A 25207-nucleotide genomic window follows, 5' to 3' on the forward strand; every position below is an offset into this window, starting at 1 on the left:
AACGGCGCCGGGCCGAGGGTAAGCGACGATTCTGATGTCAGCCGTCGAGTCGTAGCCTTGGTTGGTCCAGCCTAAGGAACCGGCCCGCTTTGCAAACCCGGTCGATGAGGGGGACACCTGGGCGATACATGAGGTGCAGCCACGACGGGGCGGCCAAGCTCACCAGATCGGCGCGGGCGCCAGGTTTCACCACGCCCACGTCATCGCGGTGAAGTGCCGCGGCACCGCCTGCAGTCGCTGACCAGAGGGCCTGCTCTGGCGTCATACCCATCTCGCGTACCGCGATGGCAAGGCAGAATGGTATCGACGAGGTGAATGCGGTGCCGGGATTACAGTCGGTAGCCAACGCGACCGTCACACCTGCGTCAATGAGGCGACGGGCGTCAGGGTAGGGCTGTTTGGTGCTGAACTCTGCGGCCGGAAGCAGGGTCGCCACAGTTCCGGTGGCCTTGAGAGCGTCAATGTCTTCATCGGACAAGAAGGTGCAGTGATCGACGGCTGCCAGACCCAACTCGCAAGCTTGTGGGATGACCTCGGAGGGGCCTAGCTGGGCTGCATGGAGGCGCAAGCCCAGCCCGGCATCCGTGCCAGCGCGCAGGATCTCGAGAGTCTGGTCGGGGTCGAAGGCGCCGGTCTCGCAGAACACATCAATCCAGCGCACATAGGGGCGCACGGCGTGCAGCATCTCGCCACACACCAGACGGACATACTCATCAGGCTGGCACTCAGGTGCGACGACGTGAGCGCCCAAGAAGGTGACCTCGTCAGTGTGAGAACTGGCCACACGCGCCAGCTTGACCTCCGTCTCGACATCGAGCCCGTACCCCGTCTTGGCCTCAACGGTCGTCGTCCCGCTGCGTGCCATTTCGTCGAGGATCCCGGTCATGACGGCGTCGAGGAACCCCATGGGAGCCTCCCGAGTGCGCCGAACAGTGCGCAAAATCCCGCCAGCCTCGTACCTCTGCCCGTTCATCCGCGCGTCGAACTCATCGCTCCGGTCACCGGCGAAAACCGGGTGGCTGTGAGAGTCGACGAAACCTGGTATGACACAGGCTCCGGCCATATCGGACTGGTGATCGGCCGCCGGAGCCTGTGCTGACGGACCTACCCAAGCGATCCGATCCCCGCAGATCACGACGGCTGCATTGCGGATTTGTCCGAGCTCGTCAGTACCGACAGATGGATCGTTGGTAACAAGCAGACCGATGTTATTGATGACGATGCTCACGAGTCACGGCCTCTCAGTTCGTCTAATACGTGGCGCAGGTCCTCGGCGACTGCGGCATCAAGCCGGTTCCACTCCCCAGCGACGATAGTGGCCGCTACGTCATTGGCTGTTGCCACTAGGGGCCAGCGCGTCGGGTCCACCCCGGCCAGGCGTGCTGATGACGGCTCGACGACGACAATATCGGCGGGGTCCCCGGCGGCCAGCCCAGCGGATCCAGGCCCGGGTGTGGAAGTCTGGCGTGGAAGCGGCTCAGCTGCCGGACGGAGACTCTCAACCCCGTTTCGTGTACCGATTTTCCACAGCGCCTCACAACCAATGACACCGCGCGTCCCAGTGACCAAGCGAGCAGTGGATTCCAGCATCCGCAATTCGGTAAAGGGGTCGGTAATGACGTCCTCGTCAGTCCCAATTGCCATGCGCACCCCGGCATCCTGCAGGTCCTTGACCCGCGCGATGCCGTCACCCAGATCGGCCTCGGTGGTTGGACACAGTGAGACGACGGTATCCGAAGCCGCAATCATGGCGATGTCGCCGCCGGTCAGATGGGTGGCATGGATGATGGTAGTGCGGTCGGAGAGCACCCCAGCTCGGTCCAGCACTGCTGTCGGCGTCAGGCCATGTGCAGCCAAGCATTCGGTGCTCTCGCGGGGCTGCTCGGAGACGTGGATGTGAATGGGTACACGTTCCGGTAGTCCACTTACAGCTGTGGCCATCTCGTCGGGGCTGACGGCCCGCACCGAATGTAGAGCTGCGCCCACCGTCACCAAGGGGGAGTCGGGCAGAGCATCACGCAGCGCGCGCCAACGCTCCAACCACCCCTCGACGCTACCGTCACCAAACCTCTTCTGGTCTACGCCAAGGGACGCTCCCGGTCCGGCGTGCAGGTAGCAGGTGTCGAGGACAGTGATGCGAATCCCGGCTTCAATGGCGGCGTTGACAAGGGCTAATTCCATCGCATGATCGCGATAGGGCGTCCCGTCAGGCTGGTGATGGACGTAGTGGAACTCACCTACGCTGGTGTATCCGGCCGCCACCATCTCAGCAAAGGCAGCTCGCGCCAGTCGGTAGTAGGAGTCTGGGTCGAGACGGTTGGCTAGTCGATACATTTCGGTGCGCCAGGACCAGAAATCTTCGCCCTCCCCGGCCCCGCGCAGCCCGCGGTGGAAAATATGGGAGTGAGTATTGGCGAATCCCGGCACAGCGACCCCATCGAAGGTGTGTCGATGAGGTTCGGCCCCTATCGTCACCGCAGTGATGACGCCGTTCTGGCTTTGGACGCGCACGTTGTGCGCAATCCGCCCCTCTACCAGGGCGCTCGGGAAAAACCATGTGCTCATTTGACGAGCTCCTCTAGCACGGTTTGCAGCGCTTCGGCCCCGGCTTCGCAGTCGGCGTCACTCGCTGATTCTGCGGGGCAGTGAGAAGCCCCGGTGGGATTGCGGACGAAGAGCATCCCGGTAGGCATCGTCGTCGCTAACGTTGCGGCGTCATGGCCAGCCCCGGTGGATAGCTGGGGGATGTCCTCGCCGAGGATCTGTAGCATCCGCGCGCGCAGGTCGAATGCGGTGCGATCGGTCCACGACTCGCGGGTCCAGACAACCTGGCACCCCTGCTTGTCAGCGGCAGTTTCTGAGGCCTGCTGGATGTCCTCGACGACTTTGGTGACGGTCTGTGATTCCTCGGCTCGGCAGTCCAGCCACATCGTCGCGGCCGAGGCAATGACGTTGGTACCACCTGGCTCGACGTTGATCCGCCCGACCGTCGTCACGCAACCCTCGCGTTCTGCTGCCTCCCGGGCTGCCAGTATGGTCTGCGCCATCGGGACGACCGGGTCATGACGATCGGGTATGAGGGTCGTTCCGGCGTGGTTTCCCTGGCCGGTGAACTCGGCACGCCAACGTCCATGTGGTCGTACCGCGGTGGCAATTGCGACCGGGTGTCCCACATCCGCCAGACCTCGCCCTTGCTCAACGTGCAATTCAACAAAGCAGGATGCCTCAAGCAGAACGTCGTCGGGACCCATGAGATCGGGGTTCAAGCCGGCCTCTCGCCACGCGTCCGGCAAGGACTGCCCATCTCGAGCGACGAGCGTGTGGGCCTCAGCTTTGCTGAGCTTGCCCGACGCCAGCCGCGACCCCAAACAGGGCATTCCGAACCGGGCGCCCTCTTCGTCAGCCATGGCGACGACTGCGAAAGGTTTCGCCGGCATGATCCCGGCTTCTTGCATCTTCGCCACAGCCACCAATGACGAGACGACGCCGAGAGGCCCGTCGTAGGCTCCACCGCCGGGCACAGAATCCAGGTGGGACCCCGTCAGGACGGCGTCGGGACCCGGAGTTCCCCACCACGCCCAGATGTTAGCGTTCGCGTCCGTGACGATCGCCAGCCCCAACTCGGTGGCCTTTGCGACGAACCATTCCCGCAGCGCCACCTCCTCGGGACGTAGGCAAAACCGCGAATAAGAGCCGTCCTCGTTGCGTCCAATCGCGGCGATTTCAGCCAGCAGACTGGCAGCAGTCCAGGTCGTCATCACTTCACCAATCCGTCAATAAGGGCGTCATCTACCAGGTAGGGCAGGGTGATTTGGGCGTCGTTGTGCTCGTGGTTGAACTCGGTGGCCGTCTCGATGGAGTGAGCGTTGCGGGCCCAGCCGCGTCGCGCCACCCCGCACATGACATCCCACAGCAGAGAACTGCGAATGACGTTGTCGACCCGCTCAGAGCCGTCCAGGACGAGCCCGAACCCGCCGTTGATGGCGTTACCAATGCCGGTTCCGCCGCCGTTATGTAGGGTCACCAGACTCATGCCGCGGGCGGCATTGCCGGCGAAGCACTGGGTAGCCATATCAGCCATGACGTTAGAGCCGTCCTTGATGTTGGCGGTCTCACGGAAGGGAGAGTCAGTCCCGGAGACATCGTGGTGATCACGTCCCAGCATGACCGGTCCGATCTCGCCATCGCGGACCATCTTGTTGAATCGCAAGGCGATGTCCATACGGCCTTGAGCATCTTGGTAGAGGATGCGCGCCTGGGTGCCCACGACCAGGTTGTTAGCCTCGGCGTCACGGATCCAGATGTAGTTATCGCGATCCTGGCCGCGGCGATTCGGGTCGATGCAATCCATCGCGGCATGGTCGGTGGCAATGAGGTCCTCGCGCTTGCCGGACAGGCACACCCACCGGAACGGCCCGTAGCCGTAGTCGAAGAGTTCCGGGCCCATGATGTCCTCAACGTAGGACGGCCAGATGAACCCGTTGCGGGCGTCCCCGTCCTTGGCGATCTCGGTCACCCCGGACTCAAAGACGGTGGCCATGAAGGCGTTGCCGTAATCGAAGAAATAGGTGCCGCGGTCGGTGAGGGTGCGGATGAGCTCGTAGTGCGTGCGCAAGGATTCGTTGACGCGGCGGGCGTATTCGTCACGATCGCGGGCCAACAGTTCGGTGCGCTGCTCGAAGGTCAGCCCCTGCGGGCAGTAACCGCCGTCATAAGCGGCATGACAGGAGGTCTGGTCCGATAGCAGCGGGATGTTGATGTTGTTGTCGACGGCGTACTTCAACAGATCGACGATGTTGCCGTGGTAGGCGATGGAGATTGGGGTGTGTTCGTCAATGTGTTTTTTGGCTAGCGCGAAAACTTCGTCAAGGTCGTCAGAGACGTGACCCACCCAACCCTGATCCAGTCGGGTCTGGATGCGCGACATGTCGACCTCGGCAATGATCCCGACGGCGTGGGCGATCTCGGCGGCCTTGGGCTGGGCCCCGGACATGCCACCGAGACCTGACGAGACAAAAAGCACCCCGGAGAGATCCCCGTCAGCGGGAATTCCCAGCCGGATTCTTCCGGCGTTGAGAATGGTGTTGAAGGTGCCATGGACGATGCCCTGCGGGCCAATATACATCCAGCCGCCGGCGGTCATCTGTCCATAGTTCGCCACCCCCATCTCCTCACAGATCTCCCAGTCCTTCTGGTTGTCGAAATGGCCGACCATGAGGGAGTTGGTGATGATGACACGCGGGGATTCTGGGCGCGACGGGAAAAGCCCCAGCGGGTGACCGCTCATGACGATCAAGGTGGTGTCCTCGGTGAGCTGGGAGAGGTATTTCTTGATGAGCCGGTACTGCAGCCAATTCTGGCAGACGCTACCGGTCTCGCCATAGGTGACGAGTTCGTAGGGATAGAGGGCGACGTCGAAGTCGAGGTTATTGTCAATCTGCACCTGGAAGGCCTTGCCCTCGGTACAACGACCCTCGTAATCGTCGATTGGGCGTCCCTTGATATGCCCGGCTGGACGCCACCGGTAAGCGTAGATGCGGCCATACGTACGCAATTCCTCGAGGAACTCCGGAACAGCCTTCTCGTGCAACTCCGGGGGTAGATAACGCAGAGCATTGCGCAGCGCGATCTTGGTCTGATCGGGGGTGAGGTGGAATCCACGCGATGGGGCTCGACGGATACCGGGTTCGAAAACCGGGTCAGGGGGGAACTCGGCGTCGAGTTTGATCGTCATAGCTGCGGTAGTGCTGCTGTTGTCGTACATCGTTTGCTTCCCCCAATACATTCTTGGTGTCGTTGTGGCGTGACGATCCTGGCGAGGTCGCACACACAATTGCCATGGGCGAATCGCGTCGGTGTGATCGCCGGAGGTTGTCTCGTCAGGGAGACACCATTGACCGTATCACTACGGGTGGAGATGTCATGCGAACCGACCTGCTTAGACTGGTCAGCCTCAGCCGTTGGCACAACTCCAGACGAGAACACAACATGAGGAGAAGTACCGTGAAACGACGCACTGTCATGGCCGCCGCGGCTGGAGCCTTTGCGGCATCAGCCCTTCCGCTGTCGCGAGCGGCAGCGGATGACACCCGGTCTCAGCTCGCCTCCATGACCTTGGACCAGAAGATCGGTCAAGTGCTATGGACCCATGTCTTCGGTGCCAGCGCTGACGACGCTTCAATGGCGAGGAAGAATCAGCTGGCCTTTGGCGATGACGTCCGCACTCCGGCCCAGGCCGTGCAGAAGTACCACCTTGGCGGGGTGCTGTACTTCAACTGGTCCGGTAACATCTCGACGCCCACGAATCCGGCCGCCGTCGCCCACCTTTCCAACGGCCTGCAAGAGGCGGCGAGGACGTCGTCGACGGCGCCGTTGGCCATCGCTGTCGATCAGGAGGGCGGTATCGTCGCGCGGATTACCTCCCCGGCCACCGAATTTCCAGGGAATATGGCGCTGGGTGCTGTCAATGACCCGAGCGCTGCGCGTGCCCAAGGCGCGGTGCTCGGTCGCGAGCTGGCTGCCCTGGGCATTAACGTGGACTTCGCCCCGGACGTTGACGTCAACACTAACCCAGCCAATCCCGTAATCGGGGTGAGGTCCATGGGGGACGATCCGGTGCGCGTCGGGGTACTCGGCGTCGAGCAGATTCGCGGCATTCAATCCAGAGGGGTTGCGGCCACCGCCAAGCATTTCCCAGGTCATGGTGATACCCAGATCGACTCCCATCTTGGTCTTCCGGTCGTGGAGTACGGTCGCACTACCCTGGAGCGTCACCTGGTGCCCTTCCGCATGGCGATCAGCGCGGAAGTGGACATGATCATGACAGCCCACATCATCGTTAAGACCTTGGACCCGACGATGCCGGCCACCCTGTCGAAGAAAGTGCTTACTGGCCTGCTGCGCGAACAGATGGGGTATCGCGGCATCATCACCACCGACGCCCTGGACATGGAGGGCGCCCAGCTTGCGGTCATGACCGAGGACGAGAAGGGCACGTATACCAGGCTCAAGGCTGCTGCCGACGCCGAGGGCAATGACCCCACGGCGGCCGATGAGGGGCATGCGAGTGCCGAGTTCAACGCCTTTATGAAACCGATCCGGGGGCGTGTTGCGGTGCAGGCTTTCGAAGCCGGATCCGACATTTTGCTGAACCCCCATGACGCTGATGCCGTCGTCACAGCGATGCGGAGGGCTATCGCGGACGGTCGGGTTAGCGAGCGGCGTCTCGACGAATCGGTGCTGCGCATCCTCTCTTGGAAGCGGCGTCGCTGCATTACGGGCAGGCCGGTTGACCTCGCGGCGGCCGATCGTGAGGTACGATCTGGCCGCAAGGTTGCTGACGACATCGCTGCCAGGTCGGTGACGATGCTGGTCAATGACGGCACTCTGCCGCTCAAGCCGTCACGGGTGCTCGTCACCGGAACACGTCGGGGTAATCCGGAGTACCTCGTCGAGCCGTTGCGCTTGGCCGGATTCACCCCGATTCTTGTTCCGTCAACCGGACAGGAACCGACGACAGCCGATGTCGAGAAAGCGGTGACTGTCGGTGTTGATGCCGTCATCGTGGTCACGCACGGGTTGAAACGTGGAGATGCCCAGGACGCCATGGTTAAGGCTCTGGCGCGGACCGGGAATCCGGTCGTGGAGATTATGACAGGGACCCCGTACGACGTGGCGATGACTCATCGCCCGCATGCCGCACTAGCTGTCTACTCCAACCGCAAGGTGAGCATGGTTGCGGCTGTCGCGATGATGGCTGGACGAAACCCGGTGGGGCGACTTCCGGTACGGGTGCCCGACCCGAACGGAGGCACAGCTTTTCCGCGCGGTTTCGGGCTCAGCTACCGCGCGACGCCCGGACCCTATGAGGGCCCGGGCGCGAAGACTGCTTGAGCGGGGGTCACGTCAGATGACGTTGACAAGGTCGCAGACGAAGACCAGCGTCTCACCGCCAGCGATCACACCGGAGATTCCTTGCGGACCGTAAGCAAGGTGGTGGGGGATGACGAGTTTGCGTCGTCCACCGACCTTCATACCTTGGACACCTTCATCCCACCCGGGGATCACCTGGCCAGCCCCTAGTTGGAAGGTCAGCGGCTCACCGCGGTTCCAGGAAGAATCGAACTCACGACCATTGCTTAAGGCCACGCCGACGTAGTGCACTTCGACGAGGTTGCCAGCGGACGCTTCAGGGCCGTCGCCGATGGTGATGTCCTCAACGACGAGGTCGTCGGGGGCGGAATCGGCAGGGTCACTTCGGGCTTGCTCATGACGACAACCCTACGGGATCGACGCGTTTTGGTAATGAGCCTGAGCAGTCATGCTGGACCGCCCAGGCTCCCAGGGTTCAGTCCTCGACGTCGATCAGCCCAGAGTGGTAGGCCTTGACCAGATTTCGCGGGACGCGCAGGACCTTGCCCTCAACGCGGATCTCAACCAACTGTGTTGGCGTGGTCTTCCACTGGGCCCGCCTATGACGCGTGGTCGAACGGGACTTCTTTCGCTTCGGTACTGCCATGGCTTCACCAGCTTGACTTCGTGATTCCGGGGAGTTCGCCGCGGTGGGCCATCTCACGGAAACGGGCACGGGACACACCGGCCTTGCCAACGTAGCCGCGGGGACGCCCGTCGACTTGGTCACGGTTACGTAACCGCACGGGGGATGAATCGCGCGGCAGGCGAGACAGTTTACGCGATGCCTCCATGCGTTCGTCCAATGAGGCAGTTGGGCACTTCATGATGGCCTTGAGTTCGGCGCGCCTTTCGGCGTATTGGGCTACGAGCTTCTCACGTTTCTTCTGGGCGACAATCTTGGACTTTTTGGCCATTAGCGGGCCTCCTTGAACTCAACGTGACGACGCACGATGGGATCGAATTTTTTGAGGACGAGACGATCCGGGGTATTGCGTCGGTTTTTACGGGTGACGTAGGTGTAACCGGTTCCAGCTGTCGACCGTAGCTTGATGATTGGGCGCAGCTGTGTGGTCTTTTTGGCCATTAGATTTTCTCTCCTCGTGTGAGCATCTCGGCGACGACAATATCTACGCCGCGGCGATCGATCTCCTTGATTGCTTTGGGGGTCAGAGTCAGGGTGACTTTTCTACCCAACGAGGGCACCCAGTAGCGCTTCTTTTGGATATTAGGGTTCCAGCGGCGTTTGGTGTGACGTTGGGAGTGCGAGACGTTGTTGCCGAATTCTGGCTTGGTGCCGCGGACCTGACAGCGTCGTGACATGGGTATCTCCTACCATGGGTTGCATATGAGAATCATTATCATATACTGACGACGACGAGATGCGAACTCGTCGTACGCACAGCTGGAGGGACACTGATGAAGCAAGGCATCCACCCCGACTACCACCCGGTGGTCTTCAGAGACATCTCGGCGGACACGGCTTTTCTGACGAGGTCAACGGTCACCAGTTCCACCGAGATCAAGTGGCAGGACGGCAATACTTACCCCGTCATCGACGTCGACATCACCTCGGCCAGCCACCCGTTCTATACAGGCAAGGCCAAGATTGTCGACACCGCCGGACGAGTTGAGAAGTTCAACCGGCGTTACGGCAAGAAATGAGACATCGGGATGGCATACGCGTCTCTCGTTGGATACGACGGGCTGAGGGGGTGATTTATTGACGTGGTGACGACGCAGGAAGACCTGGACTCGATTGACAATGAAGAGTGTGCCGTTGTCGATCGGCATGCCGACTGATCCCTGGCATCGTCCAGTCCCTGGATGCAGCACCCGCCACGTGGACTGTGGCGGGTGCTTGTGTTCTCAGTGAGGCGTTGGTACCGATGTCAGCTCTCCTTGCGAGAGACGGGGCTGATGTCGTCCGAGGCCTTCTCGAAGATCTCGGCAAAGTGACACCGGCAAGCATGTTCGCCGTGACCGTCGGCGTGCATCGTCAGGGTGGTCTCCTTTTCCGAGCACAACGGTTGCGCCCGCCAGCACCTGGTGTGAAAGCGACACCCGGAGGGCGGATTTGCCGGGGAGGGCACATCGCCATGTAGCAGGATCTGGTGACGCATACCTCGCGCCGAGGGATCGGACACCGGCACCGCCGAGAGCAGGGCCTGGGTATACGGGTGAGTGGAACGTTCGTAGATCTGCTCCTCGTCACCAATCTCCATGATCCTCCCGAGGTACATGACGGCCACACGATCGGAGATGTGGCGCACCACCGACAGGTCGTGGGCGATGAAGATGTACGCCATCCCCAGTTCCCGCTGCAATTTCTGTAGCAGGTTGACGACCTGAGCCTGCACCGAAACATCCAGCGCTGACACCGGCTCATCGCACACCAGCACCTTGGGATTCAGGGCAATGCCGCGGGCGATTCCGATGCGCTGGCGCTGGCCGCCGGAGAACTCGTGCGGGTAGCGGTTGATGTGCTCCGGGTTAAGCCCGACGAGGTCGAGCAACTCTTTGACCCGCTCGGTTCGCTTGCGACGCGGTACAGCGTCAGGATGGATTCGGAACGCTTCACCGACGATGTCCCCCACCGTCATACGCGGATCCAACGAGGTATACGGGTCTTGAAAGACGATCTGAATGTCACGACGCAGTTTGCGCATCGCCGATCCCGTGAGATTCGTCACGTCGCGTCCCTCGAAGGTGATCGTGCCCGACGTCGGCGGCTCGAGGTTTACCAGCAGACGCCCCAGCGTGGACTTGCCGCACCCAGACTCTCCGACGACACCGAGTGTCTCGCCAGGATAGAGGTTGAAACTGACCCCGTCGACAGCCTTGACGTAGCCGACGGTATGGCGCACCACGCCGGATTTGAGCGGGTAATGCTTGGTGAGGTCACGTACCGACAAAATGGGTTTAGCTTTGTCGGCTGTGGTCTTAACGGTCACGACGGAGGACCTCCTCGGTGTGGTGGCAGGCGGCCCAGCGTCCGGGCTCGACTTCGACGAACTGGGGAGCGCCGCCGACGCGGCATTCCTCGGTAGCCCAGCGGCAGCGCGGGTGGAAGGAGCACCCTGATGGCAGGTTCGTTAGGGATGGCGGCAGACCGCCGATGGCGTATAGCTCGTGTCCCTTTTGGTCCAGGCGCGGGATGGAATCCAGCAGACCGACGGTATACGGGTGGGCGGGGTTGTCGTAGAGACGGCGGACGTCAGCGTGCTCGACGAACCGACCGCAGTACATGACCGCGATGTCGTCGGCCACGTCGGCTACCACCCCAAGATCATGGGTGATGAGGATCAACCCCATGCCGGACTCCTCCTGGAGCTCTTTGAGCAGGGTCATGATCTGGGCTTGAACAGTGACGTCGAGGGCCGTCGTCGGCTCGTCGGCGATGAGCACCCACGGGTTGAGTGCGATCGCTATCGCAATCATGATGCGCTGACGCATACCGCCAGAGAACTGGTGTGGGTAGTTGTTGGCACGCTCCTTGGCGGCGGGAATATGAACCCTCTCCATGAGGCGGATCGCCTCGGACATCGAATCAGAGCGGTTCATACCGCGGTGAACACGGAACATTTCGGCGATCTGCCATCCGACCGGGAATACCGGGTTCAGCGACGACAACGCGTCCTGGAAGATCATCGAGATGTGCTCGCCACGGATCTGACGACGTTTCTTTTCCGGCACCGTCAGCAGGTCTACCCCGCAGTACTCAATCCGCCCGCCAGTAATCTGGGCTGGAGGGGATTCGAGGATGCCCATAATTGCCTGTGCAGTCACCGATTTACCCGACCCTGATTCACCGAGAATGGCGAGGGTTTCGCGTTCAGACAAGGTGAAGCTCGTCCCGTTGATGGCCTTGGCTACCCCGTCACGGGTGCGGAACTCCACGTGCAGGTCGTCGACTTTAAGGAGCAGCCCGTCAACCGGTTCCATGTGAAGACGAGCGCGCGTGAGTGTCTTTCGTGCCATGTCGAAACCTCAGTGCTGTTTGGGGTCGAAGGCGTCCTGTGCCGCCTCGCCAAGGAAGATGAACGCCAGCACCGCCAGAGACAGGAATAGTGACGGGAACAGCAGCATGAACGGTGCCGACCGGACGTATCCCAACCCGGAGGCGTCAGAAATCGACACACCCCACGAGATGGCTGGTTCTTGCAGGCCGATGCCCAGATAGCTCAGTGTCGCCTCGATGGCGATGTAAGCACCCAGATTGATGGTGGCCACTACGATTACCGGGGCGACGGCATTGGGCAGGATGTGCGAGCGGATGATTCGCCACGACGACGCCCCGAGCGCGCGAGCTGCCTGTACGTAGTCGTGTGGTAGTACCTGAAGCACCGACGACCTCATAAGTCGTGCGATGGACGGCCAACCGAGGATGATGATCGCCCCCACCACTTTGAGCACCATGACGAGATACGGGGTGCCAGGCTCGTTGGGAAAGGTGTACAAGGTGATGATGCCGCCGAGCAGCAGCGGGATGGCGTAGAAAACGTCGCCGGTTCGGCTCAGCAGGGTGTCGAGCCAGCCGCCGCGGAAGCCCGCAACCAGACCGATGAAGGCACCGAGAATGGTCGTTCCCAAGGTGGCGAGAACGCCGACAAGGATCGACGATCTGGCCCCGTACACCGTCCGGGAGTACACGTCACACCCCTGGATATCGGTACCAAACCAGTGTACCGCCGAAGGGATGTGCCGGGCCGCTGACAGGTTGCAGTCGGTGGGGTCCTTCGAGGTGAAGATAGCCGGGACGGCCGCCATGACCAGAAAGACGACGATAAGAGTCACCGATATCCAGAACAGGGGGTTGCGTTCAAGGGAATCCCAGGCGTCATTCCACACCGAGCGCGGCTTGGAGTTGCCCAGTACATCGTTCTCGCCGGGCGTGGGATCGGCCATGGCCTCAGGACCGCTAGAGCCGAGCGGGGAAAGGTTCGTACGTGATTCAGTCATGGCTAATCCTCGGGTCGAGTACCCCGTACAGCAGGTCGACGAGGAGGTTTGCGAGCAGATATACCAACACGAGGCAGGTCACCGCACCGACCACCGAGACACCGTCGCGTTGGTTGATCGACCGGTAGACGTAATTGCCGATCCCGTTGATGTTGAAGATGCGCTCGGTGACGATGGCACCACCCATAAGGGCACCGAAGTCATACCCGATGAAGGTGATCACGGGGATGAGGGAGTTGCGCAGGGTGTGCACAGTCACGATCCGTGACGGCGACATGCCCTTAGCCTTGGCGGTGCGCACGTAGTCGGCTCGCTGGTTTTCCAGCAGGTTCGACCTTGTCAGGCGGGCCACGTAGGCCACTGACAACGCTCCCAGCACGAGTCCTGGCAGGACGAGTGCTCCCCATGAGCCGTCCCCGGCTGTCACTGGGAACCAGCCCAGCCGCAGACCGAAGACAAGCTGTGCCAGCGAACCGATGACGAAGATCGGGATTGAAATGACGATGAGCGAGGACACCAGGACGAAATAGTCGATGAATTTGCCGCGTCGCACACCCGCCCACGCACCGGCGAGGATGCCAATGACGATCTCAACGAGCAGGGCGATGATCGCCAGCTTGATCGTCACGGGGTAGCGGGCACCGAGCTCTGAGACGACGGTGTTGCCGTAATAGTCGACGCCGAGGTTTCCGTGCAACAGTTTCTCCAAGTACAGGCCGTACTGGACGAGTAGTGGTTTGTCGAGGTTGTATTCGGCCCGGAATGCCGCGACGTAGGAGGGCGGGCAAGGGCGTTCACCGCATCGTCCGGCCGTAGGGTCACCGGGCAAGGCAAAGACCAAACAGAAAATGATGAACGTCGTCCCGATGAGCACCGGAATCATCTGGAGGATGCGTCTGACGATGTATCTGGACATGGTGTTCCTCACGACACCGTCGGTCCGTCGAGACTAATTCGGCAGACCGACGGGTGCGTCATCACGGATGAATCACTTCACGCTGACCGACTGGAAATCAATCGTGCCGAATGGAGTGAGCTTGACATTGGCGACCTTGTTTGACCACGCGAATGGGGTCGAGGTCGTCCACAGCGGGATGTTGGGTGGGTCCTCCACCAGCATCTTCTCGGCCTCCTGGTACAGCTTGTTGGCTTCCCCAGTGTTGGTAGCGGCAGCGGCGTCTGCGAGCTTGGCGTCGAAGGCCTTGTTCGAGTAGTCGTTGTCGTTGCTTGAGGCGCCGGTGGCGTACATCGGGGTCAAGAAGTTCTCGATGGAGGGGTAATCCATCTGCCATCCGGTGCGGAAGAAGCCCTGGAGCTGGCGCTTGGTGATCATGTCGCGCAGGGTCTTGAAGTCCGGGGTGACCTTGAGCTGGCACTTGAGGCCAAGGTCGTTCTTCCAGCCGTTGCAGATCGCCTGAGACCATGCCTTGTGGTCGCCATCACCGTTGACCGCAATGGTCAGGGTGCCCTTGTACCCACCGGACTTCTTGTACAGCTCGACGGCTTTGTCCTTGTCGTACTTGCACATCTGGCCACATTGGTCTTTCTTGTACCCGTCGACGACGGGGGAGACCCAGCCATCAGCGGGGGTTCGGGAGCCAGCGAAAATCTGCTTCGTGATGGTCTCGCGGTCGATGTCCATGCCAAGGGCCTTAACTAGGTCCTTGTTGCTGGCCAGCTGCTTGTCCTTGCCGGAGTAGGTCAGTGTCTGGTTGATGCCCGACTGACGGATGGCCCAGCGGCCAGACAGGTCACTCTTCCACTGGTCGTTGGTGAGCTGGTCGGTCGGGACGAGGTCGTTGATGTCGAGGTTGTTGGCGACCGTGTCGTTGTAGGCCGGACTGGCGTCGTTGTAGATCTTGAAGGTGACCTTGTCGACGTGGCCTTGGTACGCCCCGGCGTAGTTCTCATTCTTGGCGACGGTGATCGCGGTGGCGGTGTTGTCGGTGACCTTGTATGGCCCGGCGCCGATTGGCATCTTCTCCCACTTCTTGTTGGTCGGATCCTTGAGGAAGGCATCCGGCAGTGGGGCGAAGGCGGTGTAGCCCAAACGTACCTTGAGGTTAGAGACCTTTTCGGTGGTTTTGATGGTGAAGGTGTGGTCGTCAACGACTTTGAGGCCGCTCATGGTCTTGACCTTGGGCTTGGTTTTACAAGCTTCGTCACCACACTGTTCGTCGGCGTACCCCTCGATCGGCTCGAAGAAGTAGCCGGACTGCTGGGCATTGGGGCCGTAGGCGGCCCAGTTCCAACCGGCGACGAAATTCTGAGCCTTGACCTTGGTGCCGTCGGAGAACTTGTATCCCGGCTTGATCTTGACGGTGAAGTTCTGGTTGTCCTTGGTCTCGATGGACTGGGCGATGTCCATCTCCGGCTTGGCGGTGTCAGGGTTGTAATGGATAAGGCGGGCTGTGACGGCGTCGAGGACATTTCCGCCGCAGGTCTCGTTGGTGTTGGACGGAATGAGCGGGTTCTGTGGGGTACAGCCGCGAACGGTGATTGATCCGCCGTCTTTGGCCGGGGCGCTGTTATTGCTGCCGCCGGCGGCTGACGATCCGGCAGCCGAGTCATCCTTGGCCGCGACATCCTCGCCGCAGGCTGACAGCGTCATCAAACCTGCGAGGGACAGCGCAATGAGTGGCCTCATGTGACGCATGGTGTCTCCTTCTCACGTCACGTCGGCATCCAACCGACGGTTTCGGGACACCATGCCATCGCGAAGCGTCATTCGTCAGCCGTTTCGTAAGGCTGATACAAGATCGTGACCATATTGAAACATGTGTATAATTATTCGATTGGGTGGACGTCAGTCTCACGATGTGGAGATATCTGGGGTAGTCCACCGCGTCATCGCAGGCTTTAGGGGTTTCGGAACACAGATCGTCGTGCCCTTGGACATACGCAAAGGGACCCACACCTGCAGATGCGAGTCCCTTTCTTCTGAAGTTGTGTGAATCAGGAGATCTCGTCGACCAGAGCCTTAGCGAAGGCGGGTAGATCGTTGGGGTTGCGCGAGGTAAGTAGTACCCAGCCGTTGCCGGGGCAACGGAAAAGTTCCTTGTCTACCCAGGAAGCTCCGGCATTTTCAAGGTCCGGTCGAATGGAGATATAGGAGGTCATCGTCTTGCCTTTGGCAACGTCGGCGTCAATCAGTACCCACGGTCCGTGACAGATAGCCCCGACTGGCTTGCCAGCAGTTGCGAACTCCTTGACCAGGCGGCGTCCGTCCTCGTCAATACGCAAGGTATCCGCATTGACGGTGCCACCGGGGATGACGAGCAAGTCGTAATCGGAAGCCTTGGCGTCGGCAAGCCTGGAATCAGCGTTCACCTTGGACGCCCAATCCTTGTCGCCGGTGACGGTTTGAATGGACTCGCCGCTGTTGGAGGCGACGGTTACCTCGATGCCGGCCTTCTTGAGGGCGTTGAGGGGCTCGACGAGCTCGGCCTCCTCGACTCCGAAGTCGGTGACGGCGATAAGTGCGCGTGCAGCCACGGTGGTTCCTCCTTCAATCGCTTTCAGTGGTGGAACAAGACCAAAGGCTGAAATATTCCGATTTCGGCACAGTGGAGCCTCCCCGGCCACCACACTGTTGCCGCGGCAGGGCCCACAGTGTGAGATCACGGCCAGAATAGGCCCCTTGAGAGGTGATACAAGATCAGGGTGAGTCCCCAAAGCTGACGAAATCTGTCAACTGAAGAATGGATGGTCGGGGTGACAGGATTTGAACCTGCGACCTCTTCGTCCCGAACGAAGCGCGCTACCAAACTGCGCCACACCCCGCGACCACGGTCATCTTTCCCATTGGAATGGCCGACGCATACTTTAACCCAGCTTGGTCGAAAGCGCCAAGCTGGCCCTGTCAGGGTCGGGGAACGAGGGTAAGCAGGGTGGCCTCCGGCCGGCAGAAAGTCCGGTACGGAGCGAAGGGGGAGCATCCCAATCCGGCCGACACGTGCAGCCACCCGGTGTGTCCGCCGCGGCCGTGCTGAGACAGCCCTTTGGCGCGTTCAGTGTCTAAATCACAGTTGGTGATAATGGCTCCGGTGAAGGGCAGGCATACCTGTCCGCCATGAGTGTGACCCGCGAAAACGATGTCCATACCATCGCTAACCATGGCGTCGAGAATCTTGAGATACGGGGCATGGGTGACGCCGATATTGAGGTCCGCCTCGCCGTCAGGTGGGCCAGCCACCTCCTCGTAATGGTCGCGGTCGTGATGGGCGTCGTCAGTACCGCGCAAAGTCAACCGGTGACCGGCCACCTCCAGCGTTTCGGACTTGTCGTTGAGGTCGAGCCATCCCGCAGAGGTGAAAGCCTGACGAAGTTCCTCATGGGGAAGCTCTGGCACTGGTTCGGTGGCTTGCTGAGAGCGTCCCCATAGGAGGTACGAGAACGGGTTCTTGAACTTTGGTACCAGGTAGTCATTGGACCCAAAGACGAATGTCCCAGGCCGCTGTAGCAGCCCCGACATGTCGTCGAGAAGTGGCTGGAGCGAGTCGGCCGAGCAAAAGTTGTCGCCGGTGTTGATGACAAGGTCAGGATTGAGAGCGTCGAGTTGACGAATGAACCGCCGCTTGGTCTCCTGGCGGGCTAGCAGATGTAAGTCTGACATATGCAGTATGCGCAACGGTGAGCTGCCGGGCTTTAATACCGGCACCTCGACGTGACGCACCACAAATCGATGCGCTTCGATTACACCGTAGGCCAGACCTGCAACGCCGACCCCAATAACGCTAGCGACCGCTGTGAAGCCCGTCTTCATGGCGGCTCTCATGTCAGCGAGGTCCCGTCGTTCCGGGCGGGTTCTGTTGACCACCTCCGGTGTTACCCCCGTAATCGCCGCCATTATTACCCTCGGTGCCGCCATTATTACCCGCGGTATTATCGCCGGGTGGGTTGTTCTGCTGGCCACCGGGCTGCTCATTGCCGGGGTTGTTTGGCTGGTTTTGTGGCGGCTGCGGAGGAGCGTAGGTCGGTTTAGGGGCTGGCTTCGGGCCCTTCGATATTTTGAGGGTGACGGCGGCTCCGGCGTGGGCTGACCCCTCGGGATCCGTGCCGAGGTAGGTACCGGGCTCTGAGTCGTCCCATACATGCCACACTTTGGTGCGGAATCCCGCCTTAAGAATGGCAGCTTTGGCCTGGGGATAGGTCATCCCGTCAGTGCTGGGAATCTTGATGAGCTTGCCGTAGCGCACCTCGTCGGTGGGAGCTACGAACTCTGTCTTGGGCTTGCCTTGGAGGGCGCCGGCCATCGCCGCACGGTAGATCTTGCCGGCGTCGCTACCACCAGAACCGTTGAGGTAGACCCCGGTAGAGGTCCGGATGCCCTTGATCGAGCGGGACTTATCGCCACGGAAGTAGGAGTTTCCACCATCGGCAGCGATCATCGCTACACCGGCAGCCTGCGGGGTATACCCGTCGAACCAGGCAGCCTCATGGGCGTCGGTGGTACCTGTCTTGCCGGCCTGCGGATAACCACCTGGAATCCTCGCGGGCATACCCGTGGCGTCCATGACACCTGAAAGCACCGAGTTAACGCCGTCAGCAACCTTCTGCGGCATGACTCGCTTGCAATTGCCGGTCGGGACCTTAAGAGGTGAACCATCGCGATTCTTAACCGACGTGAGAATAATGGGGTCGCACTGAATGCCACGTGAGGCGAAGGACGCATAGGACGAAGCCATGGACAGTGGGGACACATAAGCAGTACCGAGGGTAAACGATGGCACCTTCTGGAAGGTCTTGACGATGTCCTTACCGCTAGAGAGTTTCACGCCACTGTCCTGAGCCATTTTGGTGACCCCGCACATACCGACGTCCTGCTCTAGCTGGACAAAGTAGGTGTTAACCGACCACGCGGCCGCCTCACGCAAGCCGATGTTCCACGAGTGTCCGGTTGAGTTGCGCACCCGGAACGGCCCCGACTTAAAGGTGCCCTTACAGCTGGTGAACTTTTCGCCGGTGAAGTCCATGGGAGAGGATGCGGTGTAATGCTTGCTCATGGGTATGCCCTTGGCAATGGCCGCAGCCGTCGTGAAGGCCTTGAAAGTCGACCCTGCCTGGAAACCAGTGGCTCCGCCCATTGAGGCCGGTGCCATGTAGTTGTAGTAGGTTTGCCCGGGCTTGTCGCCCATGATGGGACGAGACTGTGCCATCGCCATGAGCAAGCCGGTGCCCGGCTGGACGATGGCTGTTCCGGCAAGAACTGGGTCCTTGGGCCCGACGACGTTCGAGACGGCGTTCTGGGCGGCATCCTGAACCTTTGGGTCAATACTCGTCTGGATTGTCAATCCACCACGCTTGACCATCTTGGCCCGCTCCTCGGGGTTCTTGCCCAGACTCGGCATCTGCAACAAGCTGCGATACGCGTAGTCGCAGATGAACGGGTACTTCGATGAGATGCAGCCGTTTTTCGGATAAAAGACCTTCGACTTGTCGAAGACGGTCGCCTCGGCCTTCCGAGCTTGGTCAGCGCTGATGAGGTTAAGTTGGGCCATACGTGCCAGCACGATATTGCGGCGGTTCATGGCTGCCTCTGGGTGGTTTACTGGGTCGTAGGCGACCGGGTTCTGTACCAGGCCAGCTAGCATCGCCGACTGGGCGAGGTCAAGGTTGGCGGCTGTGGTCCCAAAGTAGTGATGAGCTGCAGACTCGACGCCGTAGGCACCGTCACCGAAATAGGCGATATTGAGGTAGCGCTCCAGGATCTGTTTCTTAGAGAGCTTCTTCTCCATAGCCACCGCATAGCGCAACTCTTGTATCTTTCGGGTGATCGTCGGCTCCTGGGCGGCTTGCACGCCCTCCTCATTGCCCGCAGCTACGGCAGCCTCGATACGGATCTGCTTGACGTACTGCTGGGTCAGAGTTGATCCGCCCTGCCGGGCTGATCCGGCGATGTTTGTCGCTAGGGCGCGAGCGGTGCCTTTGAGGTCGATCGCACCATGGGAGAAGAATCGGTTGTCCTCGATAGCGACCTGGGCCGTTTGCATCTGCTTGGAGATCTTTGACAACGGAACGTATTCGCGGTTCTCGTCGTAGAAGGTGGCTAGTACCGATCCATCGGCCATCAGAATGTGGGACTTTTGAGCCTGCGGTGTGCTCATCAATTCGGGAGGTAGGTCCTCCATGCTACTGGCAACCATCTTGGCCGTTCCGCCGGTTAAAGCCGCCAGGGGCACAACGAATCCAGCCATTAGCAGTCCGGTCAGGATACTTACGATTCCGAACATGGCCAGGGGGTAGAGCTTGCCGTGCCTGTCTGAGCGCATGTACCCAAGAATACGTGAGGCTTCAGACATACCCGAGTTACCTGGGTCAGCGGCAAGTCTTTCCTGGGTTTACTCCCTGTTCCTACTATCGTGGCAATCGCGCCTGACAGCCTTTGCGTCACGGCGTCACGCAATAGACTGCGGCGCTCCCGTGTACGGCGGGGTCGCCGTACTGTCGCCGGTTAGACTTTGGTGTCCGAACCTGGCAGGAGGGTTGATGACGCGAGTCGTCCAGAAGTTCGGCGGGTCCTCAGTGGCCGATGCCGCATCGATTAAGCGCGTGGCGCGCCGTATTGCCGCCACAAAGCAGGCGGGCAATGACATTGTCGTCGTCATCTCGGCTATGGGTGACACCACTGACGACCTGATGGACCTCGCCTTGGAGGTTTCCCCACAGCCCGCTCCCCGGGAACTCGACATGCTCCTGACGACGGGTGAGCGGCAGTCCGCTGCCCTGCTCGCGATGGCTCTGTCTGACGTGGGTATCCCGGCACGCTCGTACACCGGTTCTCAGGCTGGAGTTATTACGACCGCGGCCCACGGCAATGCCCGCATTATTGACATTACCCCCGGGCGAATTGAGAAGTCTTTGGAGGCCGGAGACCTCGTCATTGTCGCGGGATTCCAGGGGGTTTCCCAAACAACTAAGGACGTCACCACCCTAGGGCGGGGGGCGTCTGACACCACTGCGGTCGCCCTGGCCAGCTCCCTGGGCGCTGATTTTTGTGAGATCTACTCTGACGTCGACGGTGTCTTTACTGCTGATCCACGGATCGTCAAGGGTGCCCGACGCATTCCTGAGATCTCCTACGAGGAGATGCTCGAAATGGCCGCTTGCGGTGCCAAAATCCTCCATCTGCGTTGCGTCGAATACGCCCGCCGTGAGGACGTGCCAGTGCACGTACGTTCCTCGTTCTCTGACAAACCCGGCACCTGGGTCAAGGACCCTACCGACATCACGAAGGGATCTGACATGGAAGAGGCCATCATCTCCGGGGTGGCCCATGACCGCTCGGAGGCCAAGATCACCATCGCCGGTCTTCCTGACGCGGTGGGTCGAGCTGCCCAGATCTTCGAGATCATCGCTCACGCTGACATCAATATCGACATGATTGTGCAGAATGCCTCGCGGGTTATGAATGGGCGTACGGACCTCTCCTTTACCTTGCCGATGAATGACGGACCCACGGCAGTCCGCGCCCTGACCGCCGTCAAGGACGAGTTGGGCTACGAGCAGATCCTGTACAACGACCAGATTGGCAAGGTATCGGTGGTCGGCGTGGGCATGAGGACTCACCCCGGGGTCACCTCGACGTTCTTCCGTGCTTTGGCCGACTGCGGCATTAACTTGCAGATGATCTCGACTTCCGAGATTCGCATCTCGGTGGTTGTGGATGCCGATCAGGTTGACGAGGCCGTTCGCGTTGCTCATACCGCCTTCGGGCTCGATGCTGAAGGCGAGGCCGTCGTCTACGCCGGGACCGGCCGTTAAGGCGACCATGCCTGAATCCCATGATGACGACGTTTATGACCTTCTCCGTCTTCCGGAGGCTGCCCCGCCAGTAGACGTTTATGACAGCCTCGACATTGACGCCGTCACTTTCGGTGCCGATGTTTCTCGCCGTAGCCTGAGGCGGTTTGGCGCCGACGAGGACTTCGATCGCACCCGGGTTATCTCCGGGGTCATCACCTCCCCAGCAACGTCGGCTGCCCCCGAGGCTCCTGCTGAGGGGTCGTTGCGTCGCGCCAGCATCGTCATGGCTGCCGGCACGATGGTGTCGAGGATTCTGGGATTCGTCCGCACATACTTGCTCACCGTCATTGCGGCTGGTACTTCATTAACCCTCGACGCTTTCCAGGCCGCTAACACCCTGCCAAATGTTGTGTTCATCCTGCTCAGTGCGGGAGTACTCAATGCCATCCTTATTCCGCAGATCACCAGGGCCATGAAGCAGCCAGACGGTGGTCAAGAGTTCGTCGATCGATTGCTGACGGTGTCGTTCGCGTCAGTGCTCGTCGTTACCACTGTGGCGACGTTGGCCTCGCCATGGCTCTTGGATCTCTATTTCTCATCGAGTGGGGCGACTCGTCACCTCACCATTTTCTTCGGGTTTATATGCATGCCGCAGATCTTCTTCTACGGTCTCTACGCGATCCTCGGCCAGGTACTTAACGCACGCAACCAATTTGCTGCTTTCATGTGGAGTCCGGTGCTGGCGAACGTCATTCAGATTGCCGGACTGGTGTGGTTCCTGGTGCAATTCGGAGCCCATCCTGACCCCGCTACCTGGACCCCTGAGATGGTGTGGGTATTGGCCGGAACGACGACCTTGGGCATCATCATCCAGGGCTTGTTCCTCATCATCCCGTTGCATCGCGGCGGGTTCCGGTGGCGTCCTCGCTGGGGAATCCGCGGCTACGGTCTGGGAGCTGCCGCGCGTATCACGGTGTGGACCTTCACCGCACTGGTCATCGCTCAGTTCGCCGGCATCATCATGAAGAAGATGCTGTCCCACGTACGCCTGGTGCACCCGGAGGTGTCGTCGTCGATTAGTGCCTACGACAACGCCTTCCTGATCTTTATGCTGCCGCAGAGCTTCATCACGACGTCAATTCTTACTGCACTCTTCCCACGAATGAGCCGGGCTAATGCCGACGGCAGCAATTCCGCCATGAAAAAGCTGCTGCGTCAGGGATTGGAAATGCCAGCCCTAGCGATCATCCCATGTTCGCTGGCGATGGTCGTGCTGGCCCGCCCCGGCGTGCAGACAGTGTTCTCGCTGGAACCTGGTCAGGTCGGGTCGTTGGCACGAGCCGTGGCGGTCATGGGGGTGGGCCTGCTGCCCTTCGGTATCGCTACCCTGCAGCAGCGCTACTGCTTCGCCCGCGAGGACGGCAAGCTCAACCTCATCATGCAGGCGGTTACTACGGGCGTCCAGCTCATCATCTTGGTGACGATGTTCGTCTTTCCGCCTCAGCATGCCCTTGTCGTCGTGGCGGCTGCTCAGACCATTGCCAACCTTGTTGGAGCGGTGGCGTGGCTGGTGGTGGCTTCTCGCCAGCTCGGCGGTATTGGCATGGGAGAGGTTAACCGACTGTGGACCAAGCTCGCTGTGGCCTCGATCGTTGCTGCGGTTCCGACATACCTCGTCGCTCATGGGATCGACGCTGCGGGTCATGGCGCGTGGGTCGGTCACGCTGGCGGTACCTTGATCGGCGGGGTGCTGTTCGTTGCCCTATTCCTCGTCCTGGCGAAGATATTGCGCATTGTCGAGGTCTTGGACTTGCTGAATCCTATGTTGCGTAAGGTGATGCGCCGGAGCTAAGGCAGGGCTGACGATCTGTGACCGATAGATCGTGTCAGTTGTGACAGCCGAAGCCATTCTGGTTGACGGCAGTACCACGGCAGTAAACTTTGCCGGTTTCGAGGCCACCAGTATTGACGGTCAACTCAGAGACGGTGACGAGTGTCATGCCCTTGTGACGGAGCGCTTCGATTATCCCGCTGGTCGCGTCGGCTGTTGACGAATAGGTGTCGTGCAGCACGATGATCGGCTGGGTGTAGGTCGTGGCGTACTCGGTCACCGTCTTGGTGATCTTGCCGGCGTTACGGTTCTGCCAGTCATTGGAATCGGCGGTCCAGTTGACCATGGCCAGATTCTGTTTGGCCATCGCGGCATCGATCTGCTCGTTGTGCGCACCATACGGCAGACGGAAGAGCATCGTCGGTCGTCCAGTGAGCTTACTTAGGGCATTGACGGCATCGGTGATCTCAGCTGTGCGGCCCCGAGGCCCGAGTGTCGTCAGAGTTCGGTTGCTGGCCGAGTGACTGCCAACCTCGAAACCGGAGCCGGCCAGCAAGGTGGAGGTGTCTGGGTGGTTGTCAACGTTGGTCCCGAGCAGGAAGAAGGTGGCGGCGGCTTTCGCGTGAGTGAAACCATCAATGACCTTCGCAGTAGTATCAGCGGGTCCGTCGTCATAGGTCAGGGCCACACAGTTTTCGACGATGCAGTCGACACCAATTGCCGTTGAGGGGTGGGTCGGTGTGCTGCTCGTTTTGGTGGCCGGGTCGCCCGGGAGGGGCCTGGTGTTCGGAGAATCTGCTGGTTTCGGGCTCGTCTTGAGTTTGGTAAACCATGTCGCATCCGTTGACGGGGTACCGGTGAACGACGTCGGGTGTAGTGAGGCGCCGAGGGCCTTCTGGCCGAGCCCACTGAGCGTCGGAGAGACGGCCTTGGAATCGATGAGAACAGTACGTTGAACGCTATCGATAGCTCCCGCCGGGAACTTCACAAGCAGGTCCCCCTTGGAGTCAAATGACAGTGCAGGTCCGGTGCCATAGGGGGCTTGCGGTTGCTGGAGGGCCGCCTCAGCCTTCTTGCCGTTGAGGCCATCGGCATGGGCAGATTTAACAACTTCCTGGCTGAACTTTGGCCAACCGGGCCACGAGATGAGGGCGCTCGCTGACAGGGTTTGTTTCATTGTGGCGTCGTACCACAACGTCGTTGTGGACTGAGAGGTTGTTTTGCCCTTCGTCACTTCAGCCTGCAACTCGACCCCAAGTAGGTCAGTTGTCGAGGAGATGAAATGGCCGGTCATAGTGACCTTCGTAGCCGAATCCCATGCAGCGCCGCGTAGGGTGCGCTCACGGACGACCTCGATGGCCTGGCTGAGATTACGGGCGGTGGTGATAGTTGGGACCTTGATGGAAATGTCTGACGGCTTGCGGAAGGACGTTGATGTCATCGACGCCCCTGAGACATGGTCGCTGGCCACGGAGGTGGATTTCATGGTTGACCGGATGTCTGAGGGCGAGGCGTTGGGGTCCCCGTCGTCGTGAGAGCAGGCTCCAAGTGAGAGCAGGGCAACCAAGGCGATGGCCAGGGCTCGAATCGAGCGACGCGGGGAGGCACTCACGATTTATAGATTAAGGCTCTGCTCAAGTAGGGAAGAATCACAACGCCGAGCGTCGCCGATATTCTGGGAGAGTTCTTCGAATTCTCAGATGACTGGCGATATTGGGGCACACTCTGTCACTGGTTCGTGCCAGTTGTGGTCATCAG

Annotated in this window: 22 protein-coding genes, 1 tRNA gene and 1 pseudogene; 5 read left to right on the forward strand and 19 right to left on the reverse strand. The window is 60.5% G+C overall.

Features of this window, described 5'->3' with window-relative positions:
* Positions 1-37: 37 nt before the first annotated feature.
* From hutI to ACOYO3_RS01135, 4 genes are read right to left on the reverse strand one after another with little or no spacing between them, the layout of a single operon-like run.
* On the reverse strand, positions 38-1228 hold the full coding sequence (gene hutI / locus ACOYO3_RS01120) for an imidazolonepropionase (protein ID WP_002524477.1): 1191 nt from the start codon (positions 1226-1228) through the stop codon (positions 38-40).
* A complete protein-coding gene (locus ACOYO3_RS01125) occupies positions 1225-2565 on the reverse strand; it encodes a formimidoylglutamate deiminase (RefSeq protein ID WP_002525482.1) in 1341 nt (446 codons plus the stop codon). Before ACOYO3_RS01125 ends, hutI begins: the two co-directional genes overlap by 4 nt.
* The gene (locus tag ACOYO3_RS01130; RefSeq protein WP_002516352.1) at positions 2562-3758 is read right to left on the reverse strand and encodes an allantoate amidohydrolase; all 1197 of its coding nucleotides are present in this window, start codon (positions 3756-3758) and stop codon (positions 2562-2564) included. Before ACOYO3_RS01130 ends, ACOYO3_RS01125 begins: the two co-directional genes overlap by 4 nt.
* A complete protein-coding gene (locus tag ACOYO3_RS01135) occupies positions 3758-5785 on the reverse strand; it encodes a urocanate hydratase (protein WP_427305718.1) in 2028 nt (675 codons plus the stop codon). The genes ACOYO3_RS01130 and ACOYO3_RS01135 overlap by 1 nt, the downstream gene beginning before the upstream one ends.
* Positions 5786-6021: 236 nt before the next feature.
* Here ACOYO3_RS01135 and ACOYO3_RS01140 point away from each other — a divergent pair, with 236 nt between their 5' ends.
* Positions 6022-7893 (forward strand): glycoside hydrolase family 3 protein, encoded by a 1872-nt coding sequence (locus ACOYO3_RS01140; RefSeq protein ID WP_002524473.1) that lies wholly within the window; start codon positions 6022-6024, stop codon positions 7891-7893.
* A gap of 12 nt (positions 7894-7905) precedes the next feature.
* Here ACOYO3_RS01140 and ACOYO3_RS01145 read toward each other — a convergent pair.
* From ACOYO3_RS01145 to rpmB, 5 genes and pseudogenes are all read right to left on the reverse strand, one after another.
* Positions 7906-8270 (reverse strand): annotated as a pseudogene (locus ACOYO3_RS01145) (FKBP-type peptidyl-prolyl cis-trans isomerase).
* Positions 8271-8347: 77 nt separating this feature from the next.
* Positions 8348-8518, reverse strand: a complete 171-nt coding sequence (gene rpmF / locus ACOYO3_RS01150; RefSeq protein WP_002514596.1) for a 50S ribosomal protein L32 — start codon at positions 8516-8518, stop codon at positions 8348-8350.
* A gap of 4 nt (positions 8519-8522) precedes the next feature.
* Positions 8523-8828, reverse strand: coding sequence for a 30S ribosomal protein S14 (gene rpsN / locus ACOYO3_RS01155; protein WP_002516294.1), 306 nt, complete (start codon positions 8826-8828; stop codon positions 8523-8525).
* Positions 8828-8998: a 50S ribosomal protein L33 gene (gene rpmG / locus ACOYO3_RS01160; protein WP_002514594.1), complete on the reverse strand. Its 171-nt coding sequence runs from the start codon at positions 8996-8998 to the stop codon at positions 8828-8830. The genes rpsN and rpmG overlap by 1 nt, the downstream gene beginning before the upstream one ends.
* Positions 8998-9234, reverse strand: coding sequence for a 50S ribosomal protein L28 (gene rpmB / locus ACOYO3_RS01165; protein WP_002514593.1), 237 nt, complete (start codon positions 9232-9234; stop codon positions 8998-9000). Before rpmB ends, rpmG begins: the two co-directional genes overlap by 1 nt.
* Before the next feature lie 96 nt (positions 9235-9330).
* Between rpmB and ACOYO3_RS01170 the strand changes: the two genes are divergently transcribed.
* The gene (locus tag ACOYO3_RS01170; protein WP_002516274.1) at positions 9331-9576 is read left to right on the forward strand and encodes a type B 50S ribosomal protein L31; all 246 of its coding nucleotides are present in this window, start codon (positions 9331-9333) and stop codon (positions 9574-9576) included.
* A 227-nt stretch (positions 9577-9803) separates the two neighbouring features.
* On the opposite strand, the gene ACOYO3_RS01175 is transcribed toward ACOYO3_RS01170, so the two are convergent.
* From ACOYO3_RS01175 to ACOYO3_RS01215, 9 genes are all read right to left on the reverse strand, one after another.
* Positions 9804-10865 (reverse strand): ABC transporter ATP-binding protein, encoded by a 1062-nt coding sequence (locus ACOYO3_RS01175; RefSeq protein WP_002516371.1) that lies wholly within the window; start codon positions 10863-10865, stop codon positions 9804-9806.
* Entirely contained in the window at positions 10855-11856 is a 1002-nt protein-coding gene (locus ACOYO3_RS01180; protein WP_002516303.1) for an ABC transporter ATP-binding protein, read from the reverse strand. Before ACOYO3_RS01180 ends, ACOYO3_RS01175 begins: the two co-directional genes overlap by 11 nt.
* 45 nt (positions 11857-11901) lie before the next feature.
* The gene (locus ACOYO3_RS01185) at positions 11902-12819 is read right to left on the reverse strand and encodes an ABC transporter permease (protein ID WP_002519534.1); all 918 of its coding nucleotides are present in this window, start codon (positions 12817-12819) and stop codon (positions 11902-11904) included.
* Positions 12820-12865: 46 nt separating this feature from the next.
* Positions 12866-13789: an ABC transporter permease gene (locus ACOYO3_RS01190; RefSeq protein ID WP_002518178.1), complete on the reverse strand. Its 924-nt coding sequence runs from the start codon at positions 13787-13789 to the stop codon at positions 12866-12868.
* Positions 13790-13861: 72 nt separating this feature from the next.
* Complete coding sequence (locus tag ACOYO3_RS01195; RefSeq protein ID WP_002526132.1) at positions 13862-15529, reverse strand: peptide ABC transporter substrate-binding protein; 1668 nt, start codon at positions 15527-15529, stop codon at positions 13862-13864.
* 299 nt (positions 15530-15828) lie between these two features.
* Positions 15829-16368, reverse strand: coding sequence for a type 1 glutamine amidotransferase domain-containing protein (locus tag ACOYO3_RS01200; RefSeq protein WP_002516283.1), 540 nt, complete (start codon positions 16366-16368; stop codon positions 15829-15831).
* A 211-nt stretch (positions 16369-16579) separates the two neighbouring features.
* Positions 16580-16656 (reverse strand) — tRNA-Pro (locus ACOYO3_RS01205).
* Positions 16657-16735: 79 nt separating this feature from the next.
* Positions 16736-17650: a metallophosphoesterase gene (locus ACOYO3_RS01210; RefSeq protein WP_002519532.1), complete on the reverse strand. Its 915-nt coding sequence runs from the start codon at positions 17648-17650 to the stop codon at positions 16736-16738.
* 1 nt (position 17651) lies between these two features.
* Entirely contained in the window at positions 17652-20174 is a 2523-nt protein-coding gene (locus ACOYO3_RS01215) for a transglycosylase domain-containing protein (RefSeq protein ID WP_002514582.1), read from the reverse strand.
* A 187-nt stretch (positions 20175-20361) separates the two neighbouring features.
* On the opposite strand from ACOYO3_RS01215, the gene ACOYO3_RS01220 reads away from it, so the two are divergent.
* Both ACOYO3_RS01220 and murJ read left to right on the forward strand, forming a co-directional pair.
* Complete coding sequence (locus tag ACOYO3_RS01220; RefSeq protein ID WP_002514581.1) at positions 20362-21636, forward strand: aspartate kinase; 1275 nt, start codon at positions 20362-20364, stop codon at positions 21634-21636.
* Positions 21593-23470 carry a murein biosynthesis integral membrane protein MurJ gene (murJ, locus tag ACOYO3_RS01225; RefSeq protein WP_002519708.1) on the forward strand — a complete coding sequence of 626 codons (1878 nt, stop codon included), beginning with the start codon at positions 21593-21595 and terminating at the stop codon, positions 23468-23470. The genes ACOYO3_RS01220 and murJ overlap by 44 nt, the downstream gene beginning before the upstream one ends.
* A 34-nt stretch (positions 23471-23504) precedes the next feature.
* On the opposite strand, the gene ACOYO3_RS01230 is transcribed toward murJ, so the two are convergent.
* The gene (locus ACOYO3_RS01230; protein WP_023031397.1) at positions 23505-24890 is read right to left on the reverse strand and encodes a polysaccharide deacetylase family protein; all 1386 of its coding nucleotides are present in this window, start codon (positions 24888-24890) and stop codon (positions 23505-23507) included.
* Between ACOYO3_RS01230 and ACOYO3_RS01235 the strand changes: the two genes are divergently transcribed.
* Positions 24805-24984: a hypothetical protein gene (locus ACOYO3_RS01235; RefSeq protein WP_002519528.1), complete on the forward strand. Its 180-nt coding sequence runs from the start codon at positions 24805-24807 to the stop codon at positions 24982-24984. The two genes, ACOYO3_RS01230 and ACOYO3_RS01235, sit on opposite strands and share 86 nt — an antisense overlap.
* Positions 24985-25207: the final 223 nt, after the last annotated feature.

The sequence above is a fragment of the Cutibacterium sp. KBN10P07758 genome, assembly GCF_050286205.1.
GTDB lineage: Bacteria > Actinomycetota > Actinomycetes > Propionibacteriales > Propionibacteriaceae > Cutibacterium > Cutibacterium acnes.